The organism is Streptomyces sp. NPDC031265 (genome assembly GCF_055570295.1).
The window spans coordinates 33,036-50,295 of record NZ_JBVIHM010000003.1 but is presented as its reverse complement, the minus strand read 5'-3'; the positions used below and the strand labels follow the sequence as shown (position 1 = coordinate 50,295).

The following is a 17,260-nucleotide window of genomic DNA, read 5'->3' as shown; positions in this document are numbered from 1 at the left end:
GCCGTCCGTGGGGCGGTCGTACGCTGGACCGGAACGTCCGTCGGGGGTGGTGCTGCGCCGACACGGCACCACCCCCGCACTCTCATGCGCCCTTACGGGCCATGACGACCGGACGTCCGGTGTTCCACCACCTTCGTACACACACACGGCCGTTCGCGAGAGTTGCAAAGGGTTGCAACCCATGTGCGGCATATCGCCGCGCGCGAACGCCCGGGCGGGCACGATGAATTCATGGCACCCGCGTTCAACTCCCCCTCGGATCGCCGGTGCCGGCAGGAGGCCCCATGCAGGACACCACCCCCCTCGACCCGGCCCGGCTGGCCGCGATGGACGTGCGGGAAGCCACCCGGCTGCTGAAGGGCATGCGGGCGGCCGCACTCGCCGGCCGGCCCTCCAAGGTCACCCCGCGCGCGGAGATCGACGCGTCCTGGCGCCGGGTGCTCGACCACGGGGTGGACCCGGACGGCGACAACCACGTGGGGCTGCTGCCGCTGGAGGAGGTGGAGCGGCGCCGCCGGTCCTCTCCCCTCAAGGAGGTGCTGCCGGTGCTGCGGGAGGCGCTGGTGTCGGTCGCGGACGCCGCGCAGCACATCATGGTCGTCTCCGACGCCGACGGAAAGCTGCTGTGGCGCGAGGGCCACGCCTCCGTCCTCAGGAACGCCGACGCACTGGGGTTCGAGGTCGGGGCCGACTGGAGCGAGGGCGTGGTGGGGACCAACGGGGTGGGCACCCCGCTGATCACCGGCCGCCCGATGCAGGTGTACTCGGCCGAGCACTTCGTCTCCGCCCACCACACCTGGACGTGTGCGGGCGCGCCGGTCGTCGACCCGCGCGACGGGCGGCTGCTCGGCGTGGTGGACGTGAGCGGCCCGCTGTCGACGATGCACCCGGCGACTCTCGCGTTCGTCATCTCCGTCGCGCGCCTCGCCGAGGCCGAGCTGCGCACCCGCCATCTCGCCGCCGTGGAACGGCTGCGGACGGTGGCGGCTCCCGTGCTGTGCCGGGTCGGCGGCCGGGCGCTCGCCGTCGACACCAACGGCTGGACGGCCGCGGTGACGGGGATGCCGCCGGTGGACCGGCTGCCGCTGCCGAAGTCGTTCCGGGCGGGCCGCGTCTGGCTGCCCTCGCTCGGCATGTGCGCGGTCGAGCCGCTGCCGGGCGGCTGGCTGGTGCAGGCGGTGGACGACGACGTACGGCGGGCGGACGCGCCACCGCGGCGGGTGGTGCTGGATCTGAGCCGCCCGCGCCGCTCGTCGGTGACGGTCTCGGGGGACGCGGGCAGCTGGGCGCAGGAGCTGAGCCCACGCCATGCCGAGCTCCTCTACTTACTGGCCCTGCACCGCGCCGGGCGCACGGCCGCGCAGCTGGCCCACGACATCTTCGAGGACCCTACGCGTACGGTGACCGTACGGGCGGAGATGTCCCGGTTGCGGCGCCATCTCGCCGAGGTGCTCGCCCACCGGCCGTACCGGTTCGCGGAGGACGTGGAGGTGGCGGTGATCCAGCCTGCCCACCCGGCGGACCTGCTCCCCCACTCGACGGCCCCGGCGGTCCTCGGCGCCCGCCACCACCCGCACTGAGCGGGGGCTTCCGGCCCCGGCTTGGGGTCGGGGCGGCGACCGTGATTCTCTGAACGGCATGAACATCGACGTCACCACGTGGTCGCTGGAACAGACCTCTCCGGGCGACCTCCGCCCCGCGGCCGAGCCCGCCGGGGACGTCCGGATCGTCCGGGCGGCGGCGCCCTCGCCCGAGTTCAGCCGCTTCCTCTACACGGCGGTGGGCGGCGACATCCGCTGGATCGACCGTCTGTCGTGGTCGTACGCACAGTGGCAGGAGTTCCTGGCCAAGCCGGGCGTGGAGACGTGGGTGGCGTACGAGAACGGCACCCCGGCCGGTTACGTCGAGCTCGACGCGCAGGACGAGGGCGCGGTGGAAATCGTCTACTTCGGCCTGATCCCCGCGTTCCGGGGCCGCCGCATCGGCGGCCACCTCCTGTCGTACGGCATCGCCCGCGCCTGGGACCTGGCGGAGCGGTGGCCGGACCGCGCTCCGACCAAGCGGGTGTGGCTGCACACGTGCTCGCTGGACGGGGAGCACGCAATGGACAACTACGTGCGGCGGGGGTTCCGGCTGTTCGACACGAAGGTGGAGGAGCAGGCGGAGGTGGCGGCGCCGGGGGCTTGGCCGGGGGCGTGAGTTACGGGTTCAGGTGGCCCTGGACGAAGCGGCGCAGGGGCGTGCGGGAGGCTACGGCGCGGCGGTCGAAGGCCACCGCCAGTGCGCCGAGCGCCACACAGACGCTCACCATGGCCCCCCAGACCTCCACCACGATGGCGGTCCCCCACCAGTCGTGCGCCGCCACCGTGGCGTACACGCCGACCGCGACCGCCAGCACCACCACTCCGGTGGCGAATGCGACATCGCTGATCTCCGAATGCGCGAAGAGCATCGCCCAGCCGCCGACGATCCCGAACATCACCACCCAGCCCAGCCACTCGGGCCCCCAGGGGTGCCAGCCGACGGCCACCTCCGCCGCACGCTCCGCCGCAACGCCGGAGACGGTGACGCCGATCGCGACCAGAATCCGGACCGGCCAAACGCTGATCCGGTGGTAGTCCCGGACCGGCTCGTTGACCCGTTCCCAGGCGTCTGTGGTGATCGCGCTCTGTCTGCAGAGCACGGCTGCGACCGAGGCACGCAGGCGGTCCGGGAGCAGGGCGAGCATGTGCAGCTGAAGTGCGGAAAGCCCGGCCAGCCGCAGGAACCGCTCCCCCCGCGCGGCTGGGCTGCCGGACTCCAGGGCCGACGCCATCTCGGCCGAAGAGATGGCGGCGCCGGCCCGGCGTCCCAGCTCGCCCGCCAGCGCATCATCGGTCACCGAGGCGGCGAGACCGGCACGCGCTTCCCCTCCCACCAGGGCCAGCGCGGCGAGGATGCGCGGATCGGCCCGTACGCCCTCCGGCGGGGACTCCACCGCAGCCCAGATCGCCGCCGCGATCAGGCTCACGCGCTTTACGAGAGGGTCCCCCTCTCCCTTGGCGAATGGCTGCCACACCCAGAGGAAGTCCCCGTCGAAGGACCTCTGCGGGAGCTCCCGCAGCGCACTCTCGATCTCCAGGTCCCGCAGCAGGTCCGCGAGGAAGAACGCCCGGTCCGCCGCCCACAACCACCCGTAACCGGTCTCGTCCGTAGGGAGCGTGGCCAACGCGACGGCCGCACGTGGGGTCCGTATCTCCCACAGCAGCCGTACCACGGCCCCTTCCCCCCACCGCACAGCCTCCCTCAGTGCCGGCACCGCCAGGTCGCCCATCCGCACGAGGGCCGGTCCGGCCCCTGGAACCGTGGGCAGCAGTTCCGCGAGCCGCTCGGCCGCCCTCGGCAGATTGGTGGCGGCGAGCGCGGCCAGCGCCGCCTCCTGGCGCACGGAGCGCCGCCCATCGGCGGCGAACGTCGACAGCATGCGGAACACCGCCGCCCCTCGCGGTCGCCGATCCGCCGCCACCAGGCCGAACGCGGCGATCACCGCCTGGAGGTCCGCACCGGTCTCCCGCCCCAGCCGTTCCCGGAACCTCCCCACGATCTCGTCGGCGAGGCCCTCGTCCACCACCCGCGCATCCGCCAAGCACTGAAACGCCAGCACCTCATCCAGCGCCAGCACCGCCCGCACCACCTCCGTACAGTCCCGCGTCTCCGCCCCGCACCACAGCCGAACCGTCTCCCGCCAGGCGGCGGGGTCGCGGCGGTAGCGGTCGAGCAGGCCCGACGGGTCGGCCGCGAGACGCGTCGCGGCCAGGTACTCCTGGAGCGTGAGGTGGGCGAACTGGTAGCGCTCGCCGCTGTCCACCGCAAGCAGCAGCCCGCTGCGCTCGACGATCTCCTCCAGTACCTCCTGCGCCTGATCCGCCGGACGCCCCTGTTCCTCCAGGGCGGCCCGTACGCACGACAGGACCTCCCGCTCCGGCAGGGCCAGGCGGTCGTGGACGTTCGAGGGGACGTCCTGCGCCGCGAGGGCGAGGGCCTGAAGGACCGCCTTCTTCGCCGGGGGCGGGAAGCGGGCGTCGCGCTGTCGGTCGCCGAGCAGGCTGCCCGTGACCTGCTTGTAGAAGTCGGCGCGGGTATGCGGAAGCACCTGGTCCGTGCCCGCGTACACATTGCAGTACAGGTACGCGATCATCGTCAGGAGCAGCGGATTGCGGGCAAGCGGCATCAGCTGCGGGGTGTCGCGCAGGGCGCCGAGCAGCTGCTCCACCGTGTCGGGCGCCAGGCGTTCCGGCCAGGGCCAGCCGTGCAGGAAGCGGCGGACGAGGCGTTCGTCGAACTCCTGGACCCGCAGGGTGCGGTCGGCGTCCTCGTTGAACTCGCCCCGGTAGACCGCGATCCTGCAGGTCACCACCGTCCGGCACTTCGCCTGGGTGCGCATGAACTGGCCGATCGCGTCCGCGACCTCTTTGCGCTGGGCCGTCGGGACCTCGTCCAGGCCGTCGAAGTACACGGCGAGGCGGCCCTCAGCGAGCGCCCGGTCGGTCCACTTCCCCGCGCCCGGGAAGTCATGGTCCGCGAAGTGTTTCACGATGTGGTCACGGAGATCCCCCTTCTCCAGGTTCACCTCGTGCAGCTTCAGCAGGACCGGTACGTCGACGAGCTCACCCGGTTCCGCCTTGGGCGGGCGGCGGCGTCCGTACCAGGTGCGGCGCGGCGGGCCGTCCGGGCGGTAGCGCTCGCGGCACCAGGCGAGGACGGTGTGGCGCAGGAGCATCGTCTTGCCCGCGCCGGGTACGCCGAGGACCACGGCCCGGCGGGCCTCGTGGAGCGACGCCGCCGCCTCGCTCTGCTGCGCGCCCGCGCCGAAGCCGGACGCGGTACGCAGCGGCACGTACACCTGCGACATGTCCATGGCCTGCGGATCCTCGAACCGGAAGGAGACGGAGAAGCGCTCGTGGCGCTCGTGGACACGGACGATATAGCGGCGCAGTGCCGTGCGGGCGAGCAGCGCGCTGCCCGCGAGCCGGTCGTAGAGCAGGGCCGCGACCTTGTCCACGAGCGACTTGAACCAGTCCTTCATTTTGAGGACCAGGACCCCCGCGGCGAAGGCCCCCGCGGCCAGGCCCCATGACTGCAGCTGACTCCACACGCGCGTGCCCCCTTCGCCCCCCGGCGCCTCCCGGCACAAGGCAGGATAGGAGCGGCGCCGGTCCCGCGTCCGGCGGACGCCCGAGGTGACCCACAACACACCGTCTCATGATGCGGGACATTGTTGTCCACATTTTGGATAGTGGTGGACTGGCCCGAGATGCGCGTGACACGCTTCCGTCATGTCCGGAACTGGAATTGCCTTGGTGAGTCGACGACACGTCGACCTGGGCCGTATGTCCAGCGCCATCTGTCCGGCCCGCTGAGAGACCCCAGCACCGCCGCCCCAGCTTCTTCACCGTACTTGCGCACCGCCGCACCGTCAGCGCGAGTGTGCAGGTCAGAGCCGCCCTCCTGCAGTCCCGAAGGACGTATCTCCATGGCCGCCACCCCAGACAAGCCCGCCTCCACCGCACCCCGCCGCAAGCCGGGGCGCCACCGTGGTGAAGGTCAGTGGGCCGTCGGTCACTTCACGCCGCTCAACGGGAACGAGCAGTTCAAGAAGGACGACGACGGTCTCAATGTGCGGACACGTATTGAGACGATTTACTCCAAGCGCGGATTCGACTCCATCGACCCCAACGACCTGCGCGGACGCATGCGCTGGTGGGGTCTGTACACCCAGCGCAAGCCCGGGATCGACGGCGGCAAGACCGCGATCCTGGAGCCGGAGGAGCTCGACGACTCGTACTTCATGCTGCGCGTACGGATCGACGGCGGGCGGCTGACCACCGAGCAGTTGCGGGTGATCGGTGAGATCTCGCAGGAGTTCGCGCGCGGGACGGCCGACCTCACCGACCGGCAGAACATCCAGTACCACTGGATCCGCATCGAGGACGTGCCGGAGATCTGGCGGCGGCTCGAAGCCGTGGGCCTGTCGACCACCGAGGCGTGCGGCGACACCCCGCGGGTCATCCTCGGCTCGCCGGTCGCCGGCATCGCCGAGAACGAGATCATCGACGGCTCGTCCGCGATCGACGAGATCCAGCGCCGGTTCATCGGCAACCCCGAATTCTCCAACCTGCCGCGCAAGTTCAAGTCCGCGATCTCCGGCTCGCCGCTGCTCGACGTGGCGCATGAGATCAACGACATCGCGTTCGTCGGCGTCGAACACCCCGAGCACGGCCCCGGCTTCGACCTGTGGGTCGGCGGCGGGCTCTCCACCAACCCCAAGCTGGGGGTGCGCCTGGGCGCCTGGGTGCCGCTGGAGGAGGTGCCGGACGTGTTCGGCGGTGTCATCGCCATCTTCCGCGACTACGGCTACCGGCGACTGCGCACCCGCGCCCGGCTGAAGTTCCTGGTGGCCGACTGGGGCCCGGAGAAGTTCCGCCAGGTCCTGGAGGACGAGTACCTGAAGCGCGAGCTGACCGACGGACCGGCGCCCCAGCAGCCGCCCGCCGTCTGGCGCGACCACCTCGGCGTCCACAAGCAGCGGGACGGCCGCTTCTACGTCGGCTTCGCGCCCCGCGTCGGCCGCGTCGACGGCACCGTCCTCACCAAGATCGCGGAGCTCGCCGAGGCGCACGGCTCCGGCCGGCTGCGCACCACCGCCGAGCAGAAGATGATCGTGCTCGATGTGGCGGAGGAGCAGGTCGAGTCGCTGGTGGCGGGGTTGGAGGCACTGGACCTGAAGGTCGCGCCGTCCCCCTTCCGCCGCGGCACGATGGCCTGCACCGGCATCGAGTACTGCAAGCTCGCGATCGTCGAGACGAAGGCGCGCGGCGCCGCGCTCATCGACGAACTGGAGCGCCGCATCCCGGACTTCGACGAGCCGCTCACCATCAACATCAACGGCTGCCCGAACGCCTGCGCCCGTATCCAGGTCGCGGACATCGGTCTCAAGGGGCAGCTGGTCCTGAACGACGAGGGCGAGCAGGTCGAGGGCTACCAGGTGCACCTGGGCGGCGCGCTCGGCCTGGAGGCGGGCTTCGGCCGCAAGGTCCGCGGTCTGAAGGTCACTTCGGCCGAGCTGCCCGACTACGTGGAGCGGGTCCTCAAGCGCTTCGAGGCCGAGCGCGAGACCGGCGAGCGGTTCGCCTCCTGGACCGCGCGCGCCGACGAGGAGGCCCTGTCGTGAGCGAGCGAGCGGCGCCCTTCTACTGCCCGTACTGCGGGGACGAGGACCTCCGTCCGTCCGAGGAGGGCCACACGGCCTGGGAATGCGCGAGCTGCAACCGCGCGTTCCGGCTCTCGTTCCTCGGACTGCTGGCCCGTGGGCCGCGGACCGGACACCTGCGGGAGGAGACCTCATGACGACCCTTCAGGCGCACTCGGCCGACGAGCTCAGGGCACTGGCCGAGGCGGCCGGGCGCGAACTCGAAGAGGCCGAGCCCCTCGACATACTCCGCTGGGCGGCCGACACCTTCGGCAAGCGGTTCTGCGTGACCTCCTCGATGGAGGACGCGGTGGTCGCCCATCTCGCCTCGCGCGCGCTGCCCGGCGTGGACGTGGTGTTCCTCGACACCGGCTACCACTTCCCGGAGACCATCGGCACCCGGGACGCGGTGGCCGCCGTGCTGGACGTCAACCTCATCACGCTGACACCGCGTCAGACCGTGGCCCAGCAGGACGCCCAGTACGGCCCGAAGCTGCACGACCGCGACCCGGACCTGTGCTGCGCGCTGCGCAAGGTCAAGCCGCTCCAGGAGGGCCTGACCGCGTACTCCGCGTGGGCGACCGGCCTGCGCCGCGACGAGTCCCCGACCCGGGCGAACACCCCGGTGGTCGGCTGGGACGAGAAGCGGCAGAAGGTCAAGGTCTCCCCGATCGCCCGCTGGACGCAGGACGACGTGGACGCGTACGTCGCGGAGCACGGCGTGATCACCAACCTGCTGCTCATGGACGGCTATCCGTCCATCGGCTGCGCGCCCTGCACCCGCCGCGTGGCGGAGGGCGAGGACGCGCGGGCCGGCCGCTGGGCCGGGCGCGACAAGACCGAGTGCGGGCTGCACGGCTGATGACCAACACCCAGGAGAACCAAGTGAGCGGGGCCACCACCGGAGCCACCATCTGGCTCACCGGGCTGCCCAGCGCGGGCAAGACCACCATCGCGTACGAGCTGGCGGACCGGCTGCGCGGGGAGGGCCACCGGGCCGAGGTGCTCGACGGCGACGAGATCCGCGAGTTCCTCTCGGCCGGGCTCGGCTTCAGCCGCGAGGACCGGCACACCAATGTGCAGCGGATCGGCTTCGTCGCCGAACTGCTCGCCTCCAACGGCGTCAAGGCGCTGGTGCCGGTGATCGCCCCGTACGCAGACAGCCGTGACGCGGTCCGGGGGCGCCACCGGTCCGAGGGCACCGCCTATCTGGAGGTACACGTCGCCACTCCCGTGGAGGTCTGCTCCGAACGCGATGTGAAGGGCCTGTACGCCAAGCAGGCGGCCGGCGAGATCAGCGGGCTCACCGGGGTCGACGACCCCTACGAGGCCCCCGAATCGCCCGACCTGCGGATCGAGTCGCACCAGCAGACCGTGCGGGAGTCCGCGTCCGCCCTCCACGCACTGCTCACCGAGAGGGGTCTCGCATGACGACGACCGCTGCCGCCCTGACCGAGGGCACCGACAGCCCGTACGCGCTGACCCACCTCGACGCCCTGGAGTCCGAGGCGGTGCACATCTTCCGCGAGGTGGCGGGCGAGTTCGAGCGGCCGGTGATCCTCTTCTCCGGCGGCAAGGACTCGATCGTCATGCTGCACCTGGCGCTGAAGGCGTTCGCCCCCGCGGCGGTCCCCTTCACGCTGCTGCACGTCGACACCGGGCACAACTTCCCCGAGGTGCTCGAGTACCGGGACCGCGCGGTCTCCGAGCACGGGCTGCGGCTGCACGTCGCCTCCGTGCAGGAGTACATCGACCGCGGCGTCCTCAAGGAGCGCCCGGACGGCACCCGCAACCCGCTGCAGACCGTGCCGCTGACCGAGGCCATCCGGCAACACCGCTTCGACGCCGTGTTCGGCGGCGGACGGCGCGACGAGGAGAAGGCCCGGGCCAAGGAGCGGGTGTTCTCGCTGCGCGACGAGTTCTCGCAGTGGAACCCGCGCCGCCAGCGCCCCGAGCTGTGGCAGCTCTACAACGGCCGGCACGCGCCGGGCGAGCACGTCCGGGTCTTCCCGCTCTCCAACTGGACCGAGCTGGACGTGTGGCAGTACATCGCCCGCGAGGAGATCGAGCTGCCGCAGATCTACTTCGCGCACGAGCGCGAGGTGTTCCGGCGGGCCGGTATGTGGCTGACCGCGGGCGACTGGGGCGGCCCCAAGCAGGACGAGAGCGTCGAGACCCGGCTGATCCGCTACCGCACGGTCGGCGACATGTCCTGCACCGGCGCCGTCGACTCCGACGCGACGACGCTGGACGCCGTGATCGCCGAGATCGCCGCCTCCCGGCTCACCGAGCGGGGCGCGACGCGCGCCGACGACAAGATGTCCGAGGCCGCGATGGAAGACCGCAAGCGCGAGGGGTACTTCTAAATGTCCACCACCATCGAGCAGTTCGCGGAGATCGCCGGTGGCAGTTCAGCCACCACCCTGCTGCGCTTCGCGACCGCCGGGTCCGTCGACGACGGCAAGTCCACCCTGGTGGGCCGCCTCCTCCACGACTCCAAGTCGGTCCTCACCGACCAGCTGGAGGCCGTCGAGGCCGCCTCCGCCAAGCGCGGCCAGGACGCCCCGGACCTGGCGCTGCTCACCGACGGCCTGCGGGCCGAGCGCGAGCAGGGCATCACCATCGACGTCGCCTACCGCTACTTCGCCACCCCGCGGCGCCGGTTCATCCTGGCCGACACCCCCGGGCACGTGCAGTACACCCGGAACATGGTGACCGGCGCCTCCACCGCCGACCTCGCCCTGGTCCTGGTCGACGCCCGCAACGGCGTGGTCGAGCAGACCCGCCGGCACGCCGCGGTCGCCGCCCTGCTGCGGGTGCCGCACGTGGTGCTCGCGGTCAACAAGATGGACCTGGTCGGATACGAGGAGAAGGTCTTCGCGGCGATCGCCGAGGAGTTCACCACGTACGCCGGCGAACTGGGCGTGCCGGAGATCACCGCGATCCCGATCTCGGCGCTGGCCGGCGACAACGTGGTGGAGCCGTCCGCCCACATGGACTGGTACGGCGGTCCGACCGTCCTGGAGCACCTGGAGACGGTCCCGGTCAGCCACGACCTCACCGGCTGCCACGCCCGGCTGCCCGTGCAGTACGTGATCCGCCCGCAGACCGCCGAGCACCCCGACTACCGGGGCTACGCGGGCCAGATCGCCGCGGGCACCTTCCGCGTCGGCGAGAGCGTGACCGTACTGCCCTCGGGCCGCACCTCGAAGATCTCCGGGATCGACCTGCTCGGCGAGTCGGTGAACGTGGCCTGGACCCCGCAGTCCGTGACGCTGCTCCTCGACGACGACGTCGACATCTCGCGCGGCGATCTGATCGTGCCGAGCGGGGACGCGCCCGCGACCACGCAGGACGTGGAGGCGACGGTCTGCCATGTGGCCGACCAGCCGCTCTCCGTGGGCCACCGTGTGCTGCTCAAGCACGGCACCCGTACGGTCAAGGCGATCGTCAAGGACATCCCGTCCCGGCTGACCCTCGACGACCTGTCGCTGCACCCGCACCCGGGGCAGCTGGTCGCCAACGACATCGGCCGCGTCAAGATCCGTACCGCCGAGCCGCTGCCGCTCGACTCGTACGCCGACTCCCGCCGCACCGGTGCCTTCATCCTGATCGACCCGGCCGACGGCACCACGCTCACCGCGGGCATGGTCGGCGAGTCGTTCGCGTCGCCCGAGCCGGTCAAGGCCGACGTCGACTACGACGGGTGGGACTTCTGACCGTGACCATCCACGACTTCTACTCCACGTTCGCGAAGGAGGGCGGCCGCGTCGGCAGCGGCGCCCTCGGCAGCGGGCAGGGCGGAGTGGGCCGATGTGCGCGATGACGTACGCGCACCGCTCGCGCGCCCCGCGGCTCGACCCGCACGACCCGCTCCATCCGCACAGACGAAGACCTGCCGACTTCCCGGCCATCTTCCCCGTCCCCAGGGGGAGTTGACCGCCGGGCCAACGAGAGGAACCCCTCCCGTGCCTGCCAACCGCACCGCCCTCCGCCGCGGCCTCGCCGTCGCCGCGTCCCTCCCGCTGCTCGTCCTGGCCGCCTGCAGCTACGGGTCGGAGAAGGACAAGTCCGACGACAGCCAGAAGGCCGGCGTCGCCTCCGACGCCAAGAAGCTGTCGGCGGACAGCGTGAAGATCGGCTACTTCCCGAACCTCACCCACGCCACCGCGCTGGTCGGCGTTCAGGAGGGCCTGTTCCAGAAGGAACTGGGCGGCACCGAGGTGAAGACCTCCACCTTCAACGCGGGCCCCTCCGAGATCGAGGCGCTCAACGCCGGGTCGATCGACATCGGCTGGATCGGCCCCTCCCCCTCGATCAACGGCTACACCAAGTCCAAGGGCCAGAACCTGCGCATCATCGGCGGCTCCGCGTCGGGCGGCGTGAAGCTGGTGGTCAACCCGGACAAGATCAGGTCCCTGGACGACGTCAAGGGCAAGAAGATCGCCACCCCGCAGCTAGGCAACACCCAGGACGTGGCCTTCCTCAACTGGATCGCCGAGAAGGGCTGGAAGGTCGACGCCCAGAGCGGCAAGGGCGACGTCTCCGTGGTCCGTACGGACAACAAGATCACCCCGGACGCCTACAAGTCCGGCTCCGTCGACGGCGCCTGGGTGCCGGAGCCGACCGCGTCCAAGCTGGTCGCGCAGGGCGCGAAGGTCCTCCTCGACGAGGCCGACCTGTGGGCCGACAAGGAGTTCGTGATCACGAACATCATCGTGTCGCAGAAGTTCCTCAAGGCGCACCCCGACGTCGTCGAGGCGGTGCTGCGCGGCTCGGTGAAGACCAACGACTGGATCAAGGCCAACCCGGACAAGGCCAAGGCGTCCGCGAACGCCGCGCTGAAGTCGCTCAGCGGCAAGGCGCTGCCCGCGAACGTCCTGGACCCGGCGTGGCAGTCGATCAAGACCACCGACGACCCGCTGGCCGCCACCCTCGGCATCGAGGCCGACCACGCGGTCAAGGCCGGTCTGCTGAAGAAGCCCGACCTGGACGGCATCTACGACCTGGCTCCGCTCAACAAGGTCCTCAAGGCCCTGGGCAGGCCCGCGGTCGCCGACGCCGGCTACGGCGTCAAGTAACCCCGTACCCGTACCAGTTCCCAGGAGGTGACGACCATGGCCCTTGCAGTCGCCGAGGCCGCGGACCGTACGACGGTGGAGTACGCCGCCCGGATCGGGCACGTGTCGAAGTCGTTCGCGGGTCCCGCCGGCCCCCAGCTCGTGCTCGACGACATCACCCTCGATGTCGCGCCGGGCGAGTTCGTCACCCTCCTGGGAGCCTCCGGGTGCGGCAAGTCGACGCTCCTGAACCTGGTGGCAGGGCTCGACAAGCCGACCGCCGGGACCATCGAGACGCCCGGCGGGCGGCCCGCGCTGATGTTCCAGGAGCACGCGCTGTTCCCGTGGCTGACCGCGGGCAAGAACATCGAGCTCGCGCTGCGGCTGCGCGGCGTGCCCAAGGCCGAGCGCCGCGAACGCGCCGAGGAACTGCTCGAACTGGTGCGGCTGACCGGCGCGTACGGCAAGCGGGTGCACGAGCTGTCCGGCGGTATGCGCCAGCGCGTGGCGATGGCCCGCGCGATCGCGCAGGACAGCCAACTGCTGCTGATGGACGAGCCGTTCGCGGCGCTCGACGCCATCACCCGGGACGTCCTGCACGACGAGCTGACCCGCATCTGGCGCGAGACGAACCTGTCCGTCCTGTTCGTCACGCACAACGTGCGTGAGGCCGTCCGGCTCGCCCAGCGCGTGGTGCTGCTTTCGTCCCGGCCGGGCCGGGTGGCGCACCAGTGGACCGTGGACATCCCGCAGCCGCGCCGCATCGAGGACTCCGCCGTCGCGGAGCTCTCCGTAGAGATCACCGAACAACTGCGTGGGGAGATCCGCCGCCATGGCCAGCACTGAGACGTCGGCGGCCGGCGAGGCCGCCAAGACCGTCAAGGCCGACAAGGACACCCACGACCTGGCCGGTCTGGAGGCGGGCCTCGACGCGCTTGAGACGGTGCAGAGCGGGCGCACCCCGTTCCGCGAGACCCTGGTCCAGAAGATCCTGCCGCCCCTGTCGGCGATCGCGCTGGTCCTGGTGGTCTGGCAGGGCCTGGTGTGGGCGAAGGCCGCCGACGACACCAAGCTGCCCTCGCCGTCCTCGGTCTGGTCGGGCCTCAAGGAGCTCTGGCTCCAGGGCACCCTGCTCGACATCGTCTGGACCAGCGTCTCGCGCGGGCTGCTCGGCTTCCTGCTCGCGCTGGCGATCGGGACGCCGCTGGGGCTGATCGTGGCCCGGGTGAAGTTCATCCGCGCCGCCATCGGGCCGATCCTGTCCGGCCTCCAGTCGCTGCCGTCGGTGGCGTGGGTGCCCCCGGCGGTGATCTGGCTCGGCCTGAACAACTCGATGATGTACGCGGTGATCCTGCTGGGCGCGGTGCCCTCGATCGCCAACGGCCTCGTCTCCGGCGTCGACCAGGTCCCGCCGCTGTTCCTGCGCGCGGGCCGCACCCTGGGCGCCACCGGCCTGCGCGGCACCTGGCACATCGTGATGCCCGCCGCGCTGCCCGGCTATCTGGCGGGTCTGAAGCAGGGCTGGGCGTTCTCCTGGCGCTCGCTGATGGCCGCCGAGATCATCGCGTCCTCCCCCGATCTGGGCCTGGGGCTCGGCCAGTTGCTGGAGAACGGCCGCAACAACTCCGACATGCCGGGCGTCTTCCTCGCCATCTTCCTGATCCTGATCGTCGGCATCGCGATCGACCTGCTCATCTTCAGCCCGCTGGAGCGCTATGTGCTGCGCAGCCGCGGTCTGTTGGTGAAGAGCTGAGCCACGATGTACGGACCGGTCCTCCTCGTCATCGCCCACGGCAGCCGCGATCCGCGGCACGCGGCGACCGTGCACGCCCTGGTGCGGCGCGTGCGGTGGCTGCGGCCGGGGCTGCGCGTGGAGACCGGCTTCCTGGACTTCAACGCCCCGGCCGTGCCGCAGGTCCTTGAGCGCCTGGCCTTCGAAGGCGTACGCGAAGTGGTGGCGCTGCCGCTGCTGCTGACCCGGGCCTTCCACGCCAAGGCCGACATCCCGGCGGTGCTCGCCCAGGCGCCGCCGCAGCTGGACATCCACATCGCGGACGTCCTCGGCCCGTCGCCGCTGCTGCTCTCGACGGTGGAGCGACGGCTCCAGGAGGCCCTGTACGAGGCGGGGCTCGCCCCCGCCGACAAGCGCTCGACCGGGGTCGTCCTGGCCTCGGCGGGCTCCACGGACCCGGAGGCGATCGCAGTGATCGCAGATGTAGCGCGGGAGCTGCGGCACACCGGTTGGTGCGCCGTGCGACCTGCGTTCGCCTCCGCTGCTCTGCCCCGCACCGAGGACGCGGTACGGGAGTTGCGGGAATCCGGTGTGCGGCGCGTCGCCGTAGCCCCGTACGTCATCGCCCCCGGCTTCCTGCCCGACCGGATCGCCCGGGGCGCGCACGACGCGAACGTGCTGGCCGATGTACTGGGCGCGGCCCCGGAGCTGGCCCGGCTGCTGCTTGTACGGTACGAGGAGGCGGCGCGGGCACGGGCGGCCGGCCCGGCCGCGCTCACCGCCTGAGCAGGTCCTCGGCGAGCGAGGTGCGGGCGTACTGGACGCTTCGGCCCCGCCGGGACCGGTACAGCAGCCCCGCGTCGTAGAGCACCGACAGGTGCTGGCTCACCGCGCCCGGGGTGATCTCCAGACGCCGGGCGAGCTCGGTGGTGGTGGCGGGTTCCGCGAGCAGGGTCAGCAGACGGGCGCGGGCCGGGCCGAGGAGGCGGACCAGCGCGCGGTCGTTGACCGGCGGCGGCATCTCGCTGAGCGTTCCCCTGCCGTGCGCCGGGTAGTTGAGGACCGGCGGCAGGCCCGGGTCGACGGTGGAGATGGCTCCGCGCGCGAACGTCGTCGGCATCAGGACCATGCCCCGGCCCGCGACCCGGATGTCGGCCGCGGGCCAGGTGTCCGGCACCGGGTGCTTGAGCCGCACCCGGTCGCCGTGCCAGGTGAGCCGTTTGTCCAGGGCGGGGAAGAGCACGGCCGCGCCCTGCTCGGCCAGCACCCGTGACTGCCGGGCGAGATCGGCCTCCAGGACCGCGCGGGCCCTCGGCCACCAGTCGGGGGCGAGACATTCATGCCAGTAGCGGTCGAGCGCGGCGGCGATGCGCTCCAGGAAGGCGGCCGGATCGGCGAGTCCGTCGCGGAGCAGCGGCGGCAGCTCCGCGCCGCCGAAGGTGCGCAGCACATCCGGCCCGATCAGCTCCAGCGGCGTGGCCCGCAGGCGCGCCAGCTGCTCGGCGAACGTGGACCGCACCTTCTGCGGCCTGGGCGTCAGGAAGTCCGGGATGAAGCCGTGCGGGGCGACGAGTGCGGCGAGCAGCTCGGTGTCCTGACGCTCGTAGAGCGGCCGCAACCGGCGCAGCCAGGGCCGCTGATGGGGAAAGCGCGACGGGTCCCACCAGCCCCACAGCGAGAACACCGCCTCCTGGAACGGCGAGTACGCGAACGACGTACTCGCGAGGTCGCCGACGCCGAACCTGAACTCGATCACACCCGGCCCCCGCCGTCCCCCGTGGCCCCACGCTATAGCCGGACACTAAATCATTGCCCCTGGCGTGTACACACCGGGTTGAGTGACCGCATGACCGCCACCGTGCAGACCCCCACCCCACCCGCCACCAGAGCCGGCCTCCTCCCCGTCGACCCGGTGCTGCGCCGCCTCGCCGTGATGACGTCCCTCAACTCCTTCGGCAACGGCCTCTTCTTCCCCGTCAGCGTGCTGTACTTCACCCGCGTCTGCGGCATCGGCGCCACCCACGTCGGGTTCGGGCTCACGGTGGCCGGGCTCTTCGGGGTGGCGGCGGGCATCCCCGCCGGGCGGGCGTCCGACCGCTGGGGCAGCCGCCGGGTGATCGCCGCGCTGTGGCTGGGCTGCGGCGCCACGATGGCCGCGTACTCACTGGTCGACGGCTATGCGGGCTTCCTCGTCGCGGCCATCTGCTTCGCCGCGCTCAACCAGGCGAGCTGGGGCGTGAAGGGCGCGCTCTTCGCGGACGTGCTGCCCGCCGCGACCCGGGTCGAGGCGCGCGGCTATCTGCGGATGATCACCAATGTGACGATGGGCGTGGGCGGCGCGATCGGCGCGGTGGCCCTCCAGGCCGACACCCGCGCCGCCTATCTCACCCTGATCCTGGTCAACGCGGCCACGTACATGGTGCCCGCCGTGCTCATCCGGAGCCTGCCGCTCAACGCCGCCGCCACCGCCGCGCGCGGCGCCGACGGCAAGGCGGACACCCCGGCGGACGGCCGCTGGCGGGCGATGCGGGACCTGCCCTATCTGGCGGTGACGGTCCTCAACGCGGTGACCACCCTCCAGTTCAGCCTGCTCGAAGTGGGCATGCCGCTGTGGATCGTGGAGAACACCGAGGCTCCGCGCTGGTCGGTGGCGCTGGTGATGATCGTCAACTGTGTGCTGGTGGCGCTGCTACAGGTGCGCGCGACCCGGGGTGCCTCCGACGTCCTGGGCGCGGTACGGGCGATGGGTCGCGCGGGGCTGCTGCTGGCGGCGGCGTGTGTGGTCTTCGCGCTGTCCGCCGGGCTCTCCCCGCTGTGGGCGGTGGCGGTCCTGGTCGCCGGCGCGGTGATCCAGGTGCTCGCCGAGGTCCTGTCCTCGGCCGGCGGCTGGACCCTGGGCTACGAGCTCGCCGACTCCCGGGCGCAGGGCGTCTACCAGGGCGTGTACAGCTCGGGCAGCGCGGTCGCGATGATGGCCGGTCCGGCCCTGGTCACGGTCACGGCGGTGGGGCACGGCTTCGCGGGCTGGGCCGTCCTGGCCGGGCTGTTCGCGGTGGCGGGGCTGGCTGTACGACCAGCGGTGCGGTGGGCCCAACGGGACGGGGAGTGGCGGGGCGAACGCTGACCGAGCCCCGCACGACCTCGGGGCGCGGGGCTGCGACACCGCGCGGCTCCGCCGCGTGGGCGCGACTGACGGGGGCCGAGCCCCGTACTACCTGGGGCGCGGGGAACTGCGCGCCC

16 protein-coding genes are annotated in these 17,260 nt (G+C 71.7%); 14 read left to right on the top strand and 2 right to left on the bottom strand.

The features are described 5' to 3' along the window. The first annotated feature begins 284 nt into the window (after positions 1-284). Positions 285-1,580: a helix-turn-helix domain-containing protein gene (locus tag ACZ499_RS06615; RefSeq protein ID WP_468672952.1), complete on the top strand. Its 1,296-nt coding sequence runs from the start codon at positions 285-287 to the stop codon at positions 1,578-1,580. Between the two features lie 58 nt (positions 1,581-1,638). After that, the gene (locus ACZ499_RS06610) at positions 1,639-2,199 is read left to right on the top strand and encodes a GNAT family N-acetyltransferase (RefSeq protein ID WP_468672950.1); all 561 of its coding nucleotides are present in this window, start codon (positions 1,639-1,641) and stop codon (positions 2,197-2,199) included. A 1-nt stretch (position 2,200) separates the two neighbouring features. Here the strand turns inward: ACZ499_RS06610 and ACZ499_RS06605 are convergent, their stop codons facing one another. After that, positions 2,201-5,134, bottom strand: a complete 2,934-nt coding sequence (locus ACZ499_RS06605; protein ID WP_468672948.1) for an NACHT domain-containing protein — start codon at positions 5,132-5,134, stop codon at positions 2,201-2,203. Between the two features lie 181 nt (positions 5,135-5,315). Between ACZ499_RS06605 and ACZ499_RS06600 the strand changes: the two genes are divergently transcribed. From ACZ499_RS06600 to ACZ499_RS06550, 11 genes are all read left to right on the top strand, one after another. Further along, a complete protein-coding gene (locus ACZ499_RS06600; RefSeq protein ID WP_310591794.1) occupies positions 5,316-5,399 on the top strand; it encodes a putative leader peptide in 84 nt (27 codons plus the stop codon). 113 nt (positions 5,400-5,512) lie between these two features. Next, positions 5,513-7,210: a nitrite/sulfite reductase gene (locus ACZ499_RS06595; RefSeq protein ID WP_468672946.1), complete on the top strand. Its 1,698-nt coding sequence runs from the start codon at positions 5,513-5,515 to the stop codon at positions 7,208-7,210. After that, complete coding sequence (locus ACZ499_RS06590) at positions 7,207-7,386, top strand: hypothetical protein (RefSeq protein ID WP_468407667.1); 180 nt, start codon at positions 7,207-7,209, stop codon at positions 7,384-7,386. The genes ACZ499_RS06595 and ACZ499_RS06590 overlap by 4 nt, the downstream gene beginning before the upstream one ends. Beyond that, on the top strand, positions 7,383-8,090 hold the full coding sequence (locus tag ACZ499_RS06585) for a phosphoadenylyl-sulfate reductase (protein WP_468672942.1): 708 nt from the start codon (positions 7,383-7,385) through the stop codon (positions 8,088-8,090). The genes ACZ499_RS06590 and ACZ499_RS06585 overlap by 4 nt, the downstream gene beginning before the upstream one ends. Further along, positions 8,090-8,659, top strand: coding sequence for an adenylyl-sulfate kinase (cysC, locus tag ACZ499_RS06580; protein WP_468672940.1), 570 nt, complete (start codon positions 8,090-8,092; stop codon positions 8,657-8,659). The genes ACZ499_RS06585 and cysC overlap by 1 nt, the downstream gene beginning before the upstream one ends. Further along, entirely contained in the window at positions 8,656-9,594 is a 939-nt protein-coding gene (cysD, locus tag ACZ499_RS06575; RefSeq protein ID WP_468672937.1) for a sulfate adenylyltransferase subunit CysD, read from the top strand. Before cysC ends, cysD begins: the two co-directional genes overlap by 4 nt. Then, complete coding sequence (locus ACZ499_RS06570) at positions 9,595-10,947, top strand: sulfate adenylyltransferase subunit 1 (RefSeq protein WP_468672934.1); 1,353 nt, start codon at positions 9,595-9,597, stop codon at positions 10,945-10,947. Positions 10,948-11,196: 249 nt separating this feature from the next. After that, positions 11,197-12,309 (top strand): aliphatic sulfonate ABC transporter substrate-binding protein, encoded by a 1,113-nt coding sequence (locus tag ACZ499_RS06565; protein ID WP_468672932.1) that lies wholly within the window; start codon positions 11,197-11,199, stop codon positions 12,307-12,309. Between the two features lie 36 nt (positions 12,310-12,345). Beyond that, positions 12,346-13,134, top strand: coding sequence for an ABC transporter ATP-binding protein (locus tag ACZ499_RS06560; RefSeq protein WP_468672930.1), 789 nt, complete (start codon positions 12,346-12,348; stop codon positions 13,132-13,134). Continuing rightward, a complete protein-coding gene (locus ACZ499_RS06555; RefSeq protein WP_468407676.1) occupies positions 13,121-14,041 on the top strand; it encodes an ABC transporter permease in 921 nt (306 codons plus the stop codon). The genes ACZ499_RS06560 and ACZ499_RS06555 overlap by 14 nt, the downstream gene beginning before the upstream one ends. Before the next feature lie 6 nt (positions 14,042-14,047). Continuing rightward, positions 14,048-14,806, top strand: a complete 759-nt coding sequence (locus ACZ499_RS06550) for a sirohydrochlorin chelatase (protein WP_468672929.1) — start codon at positions 14,048-14,050, stop codon at positions 14,804-14,806. Here the strand turns inward: ACZ499_RS06550 and ACZ499_RS06545 are convergent. Continuing rightward, the gene (locus tag ACZ499_RS06545; RefSeq protein WP_468672926.1) at positions 14,796-15,776 is read right to left on the bottom strand and encodes an ArsR/SmtB family transcription factor; all 981 of its coding nucleotides are present in this window, start codon (positions 15,774-15,776) and stop codon (positions 14,796-14,798) included. The genes ACZ499_RS06550 and ACZ499_RS06545 overlap by 11 nt on opposite strands. A gap of 90 nt (positions 15,777-15,866) precedes the next feature. On the opposite strand from ACZ499_RS06545, the gene ACZ499_RS06540 reads away from it, so the two are divergent. Next, the gene (locus ACZ499_RS06540; RefSeq protein WP_468672924.1) at positions 15,867-17,144 is read left to right on the top strand and encodes an MFS transporter; all 1,278 of its coding nucleotides are present in this window, start codon (positions 15,867-15,869) and stop codon (positions 17,142-17,144) included. Positions 17,145-17,260 lie beyond the last annotated feature (116 nt).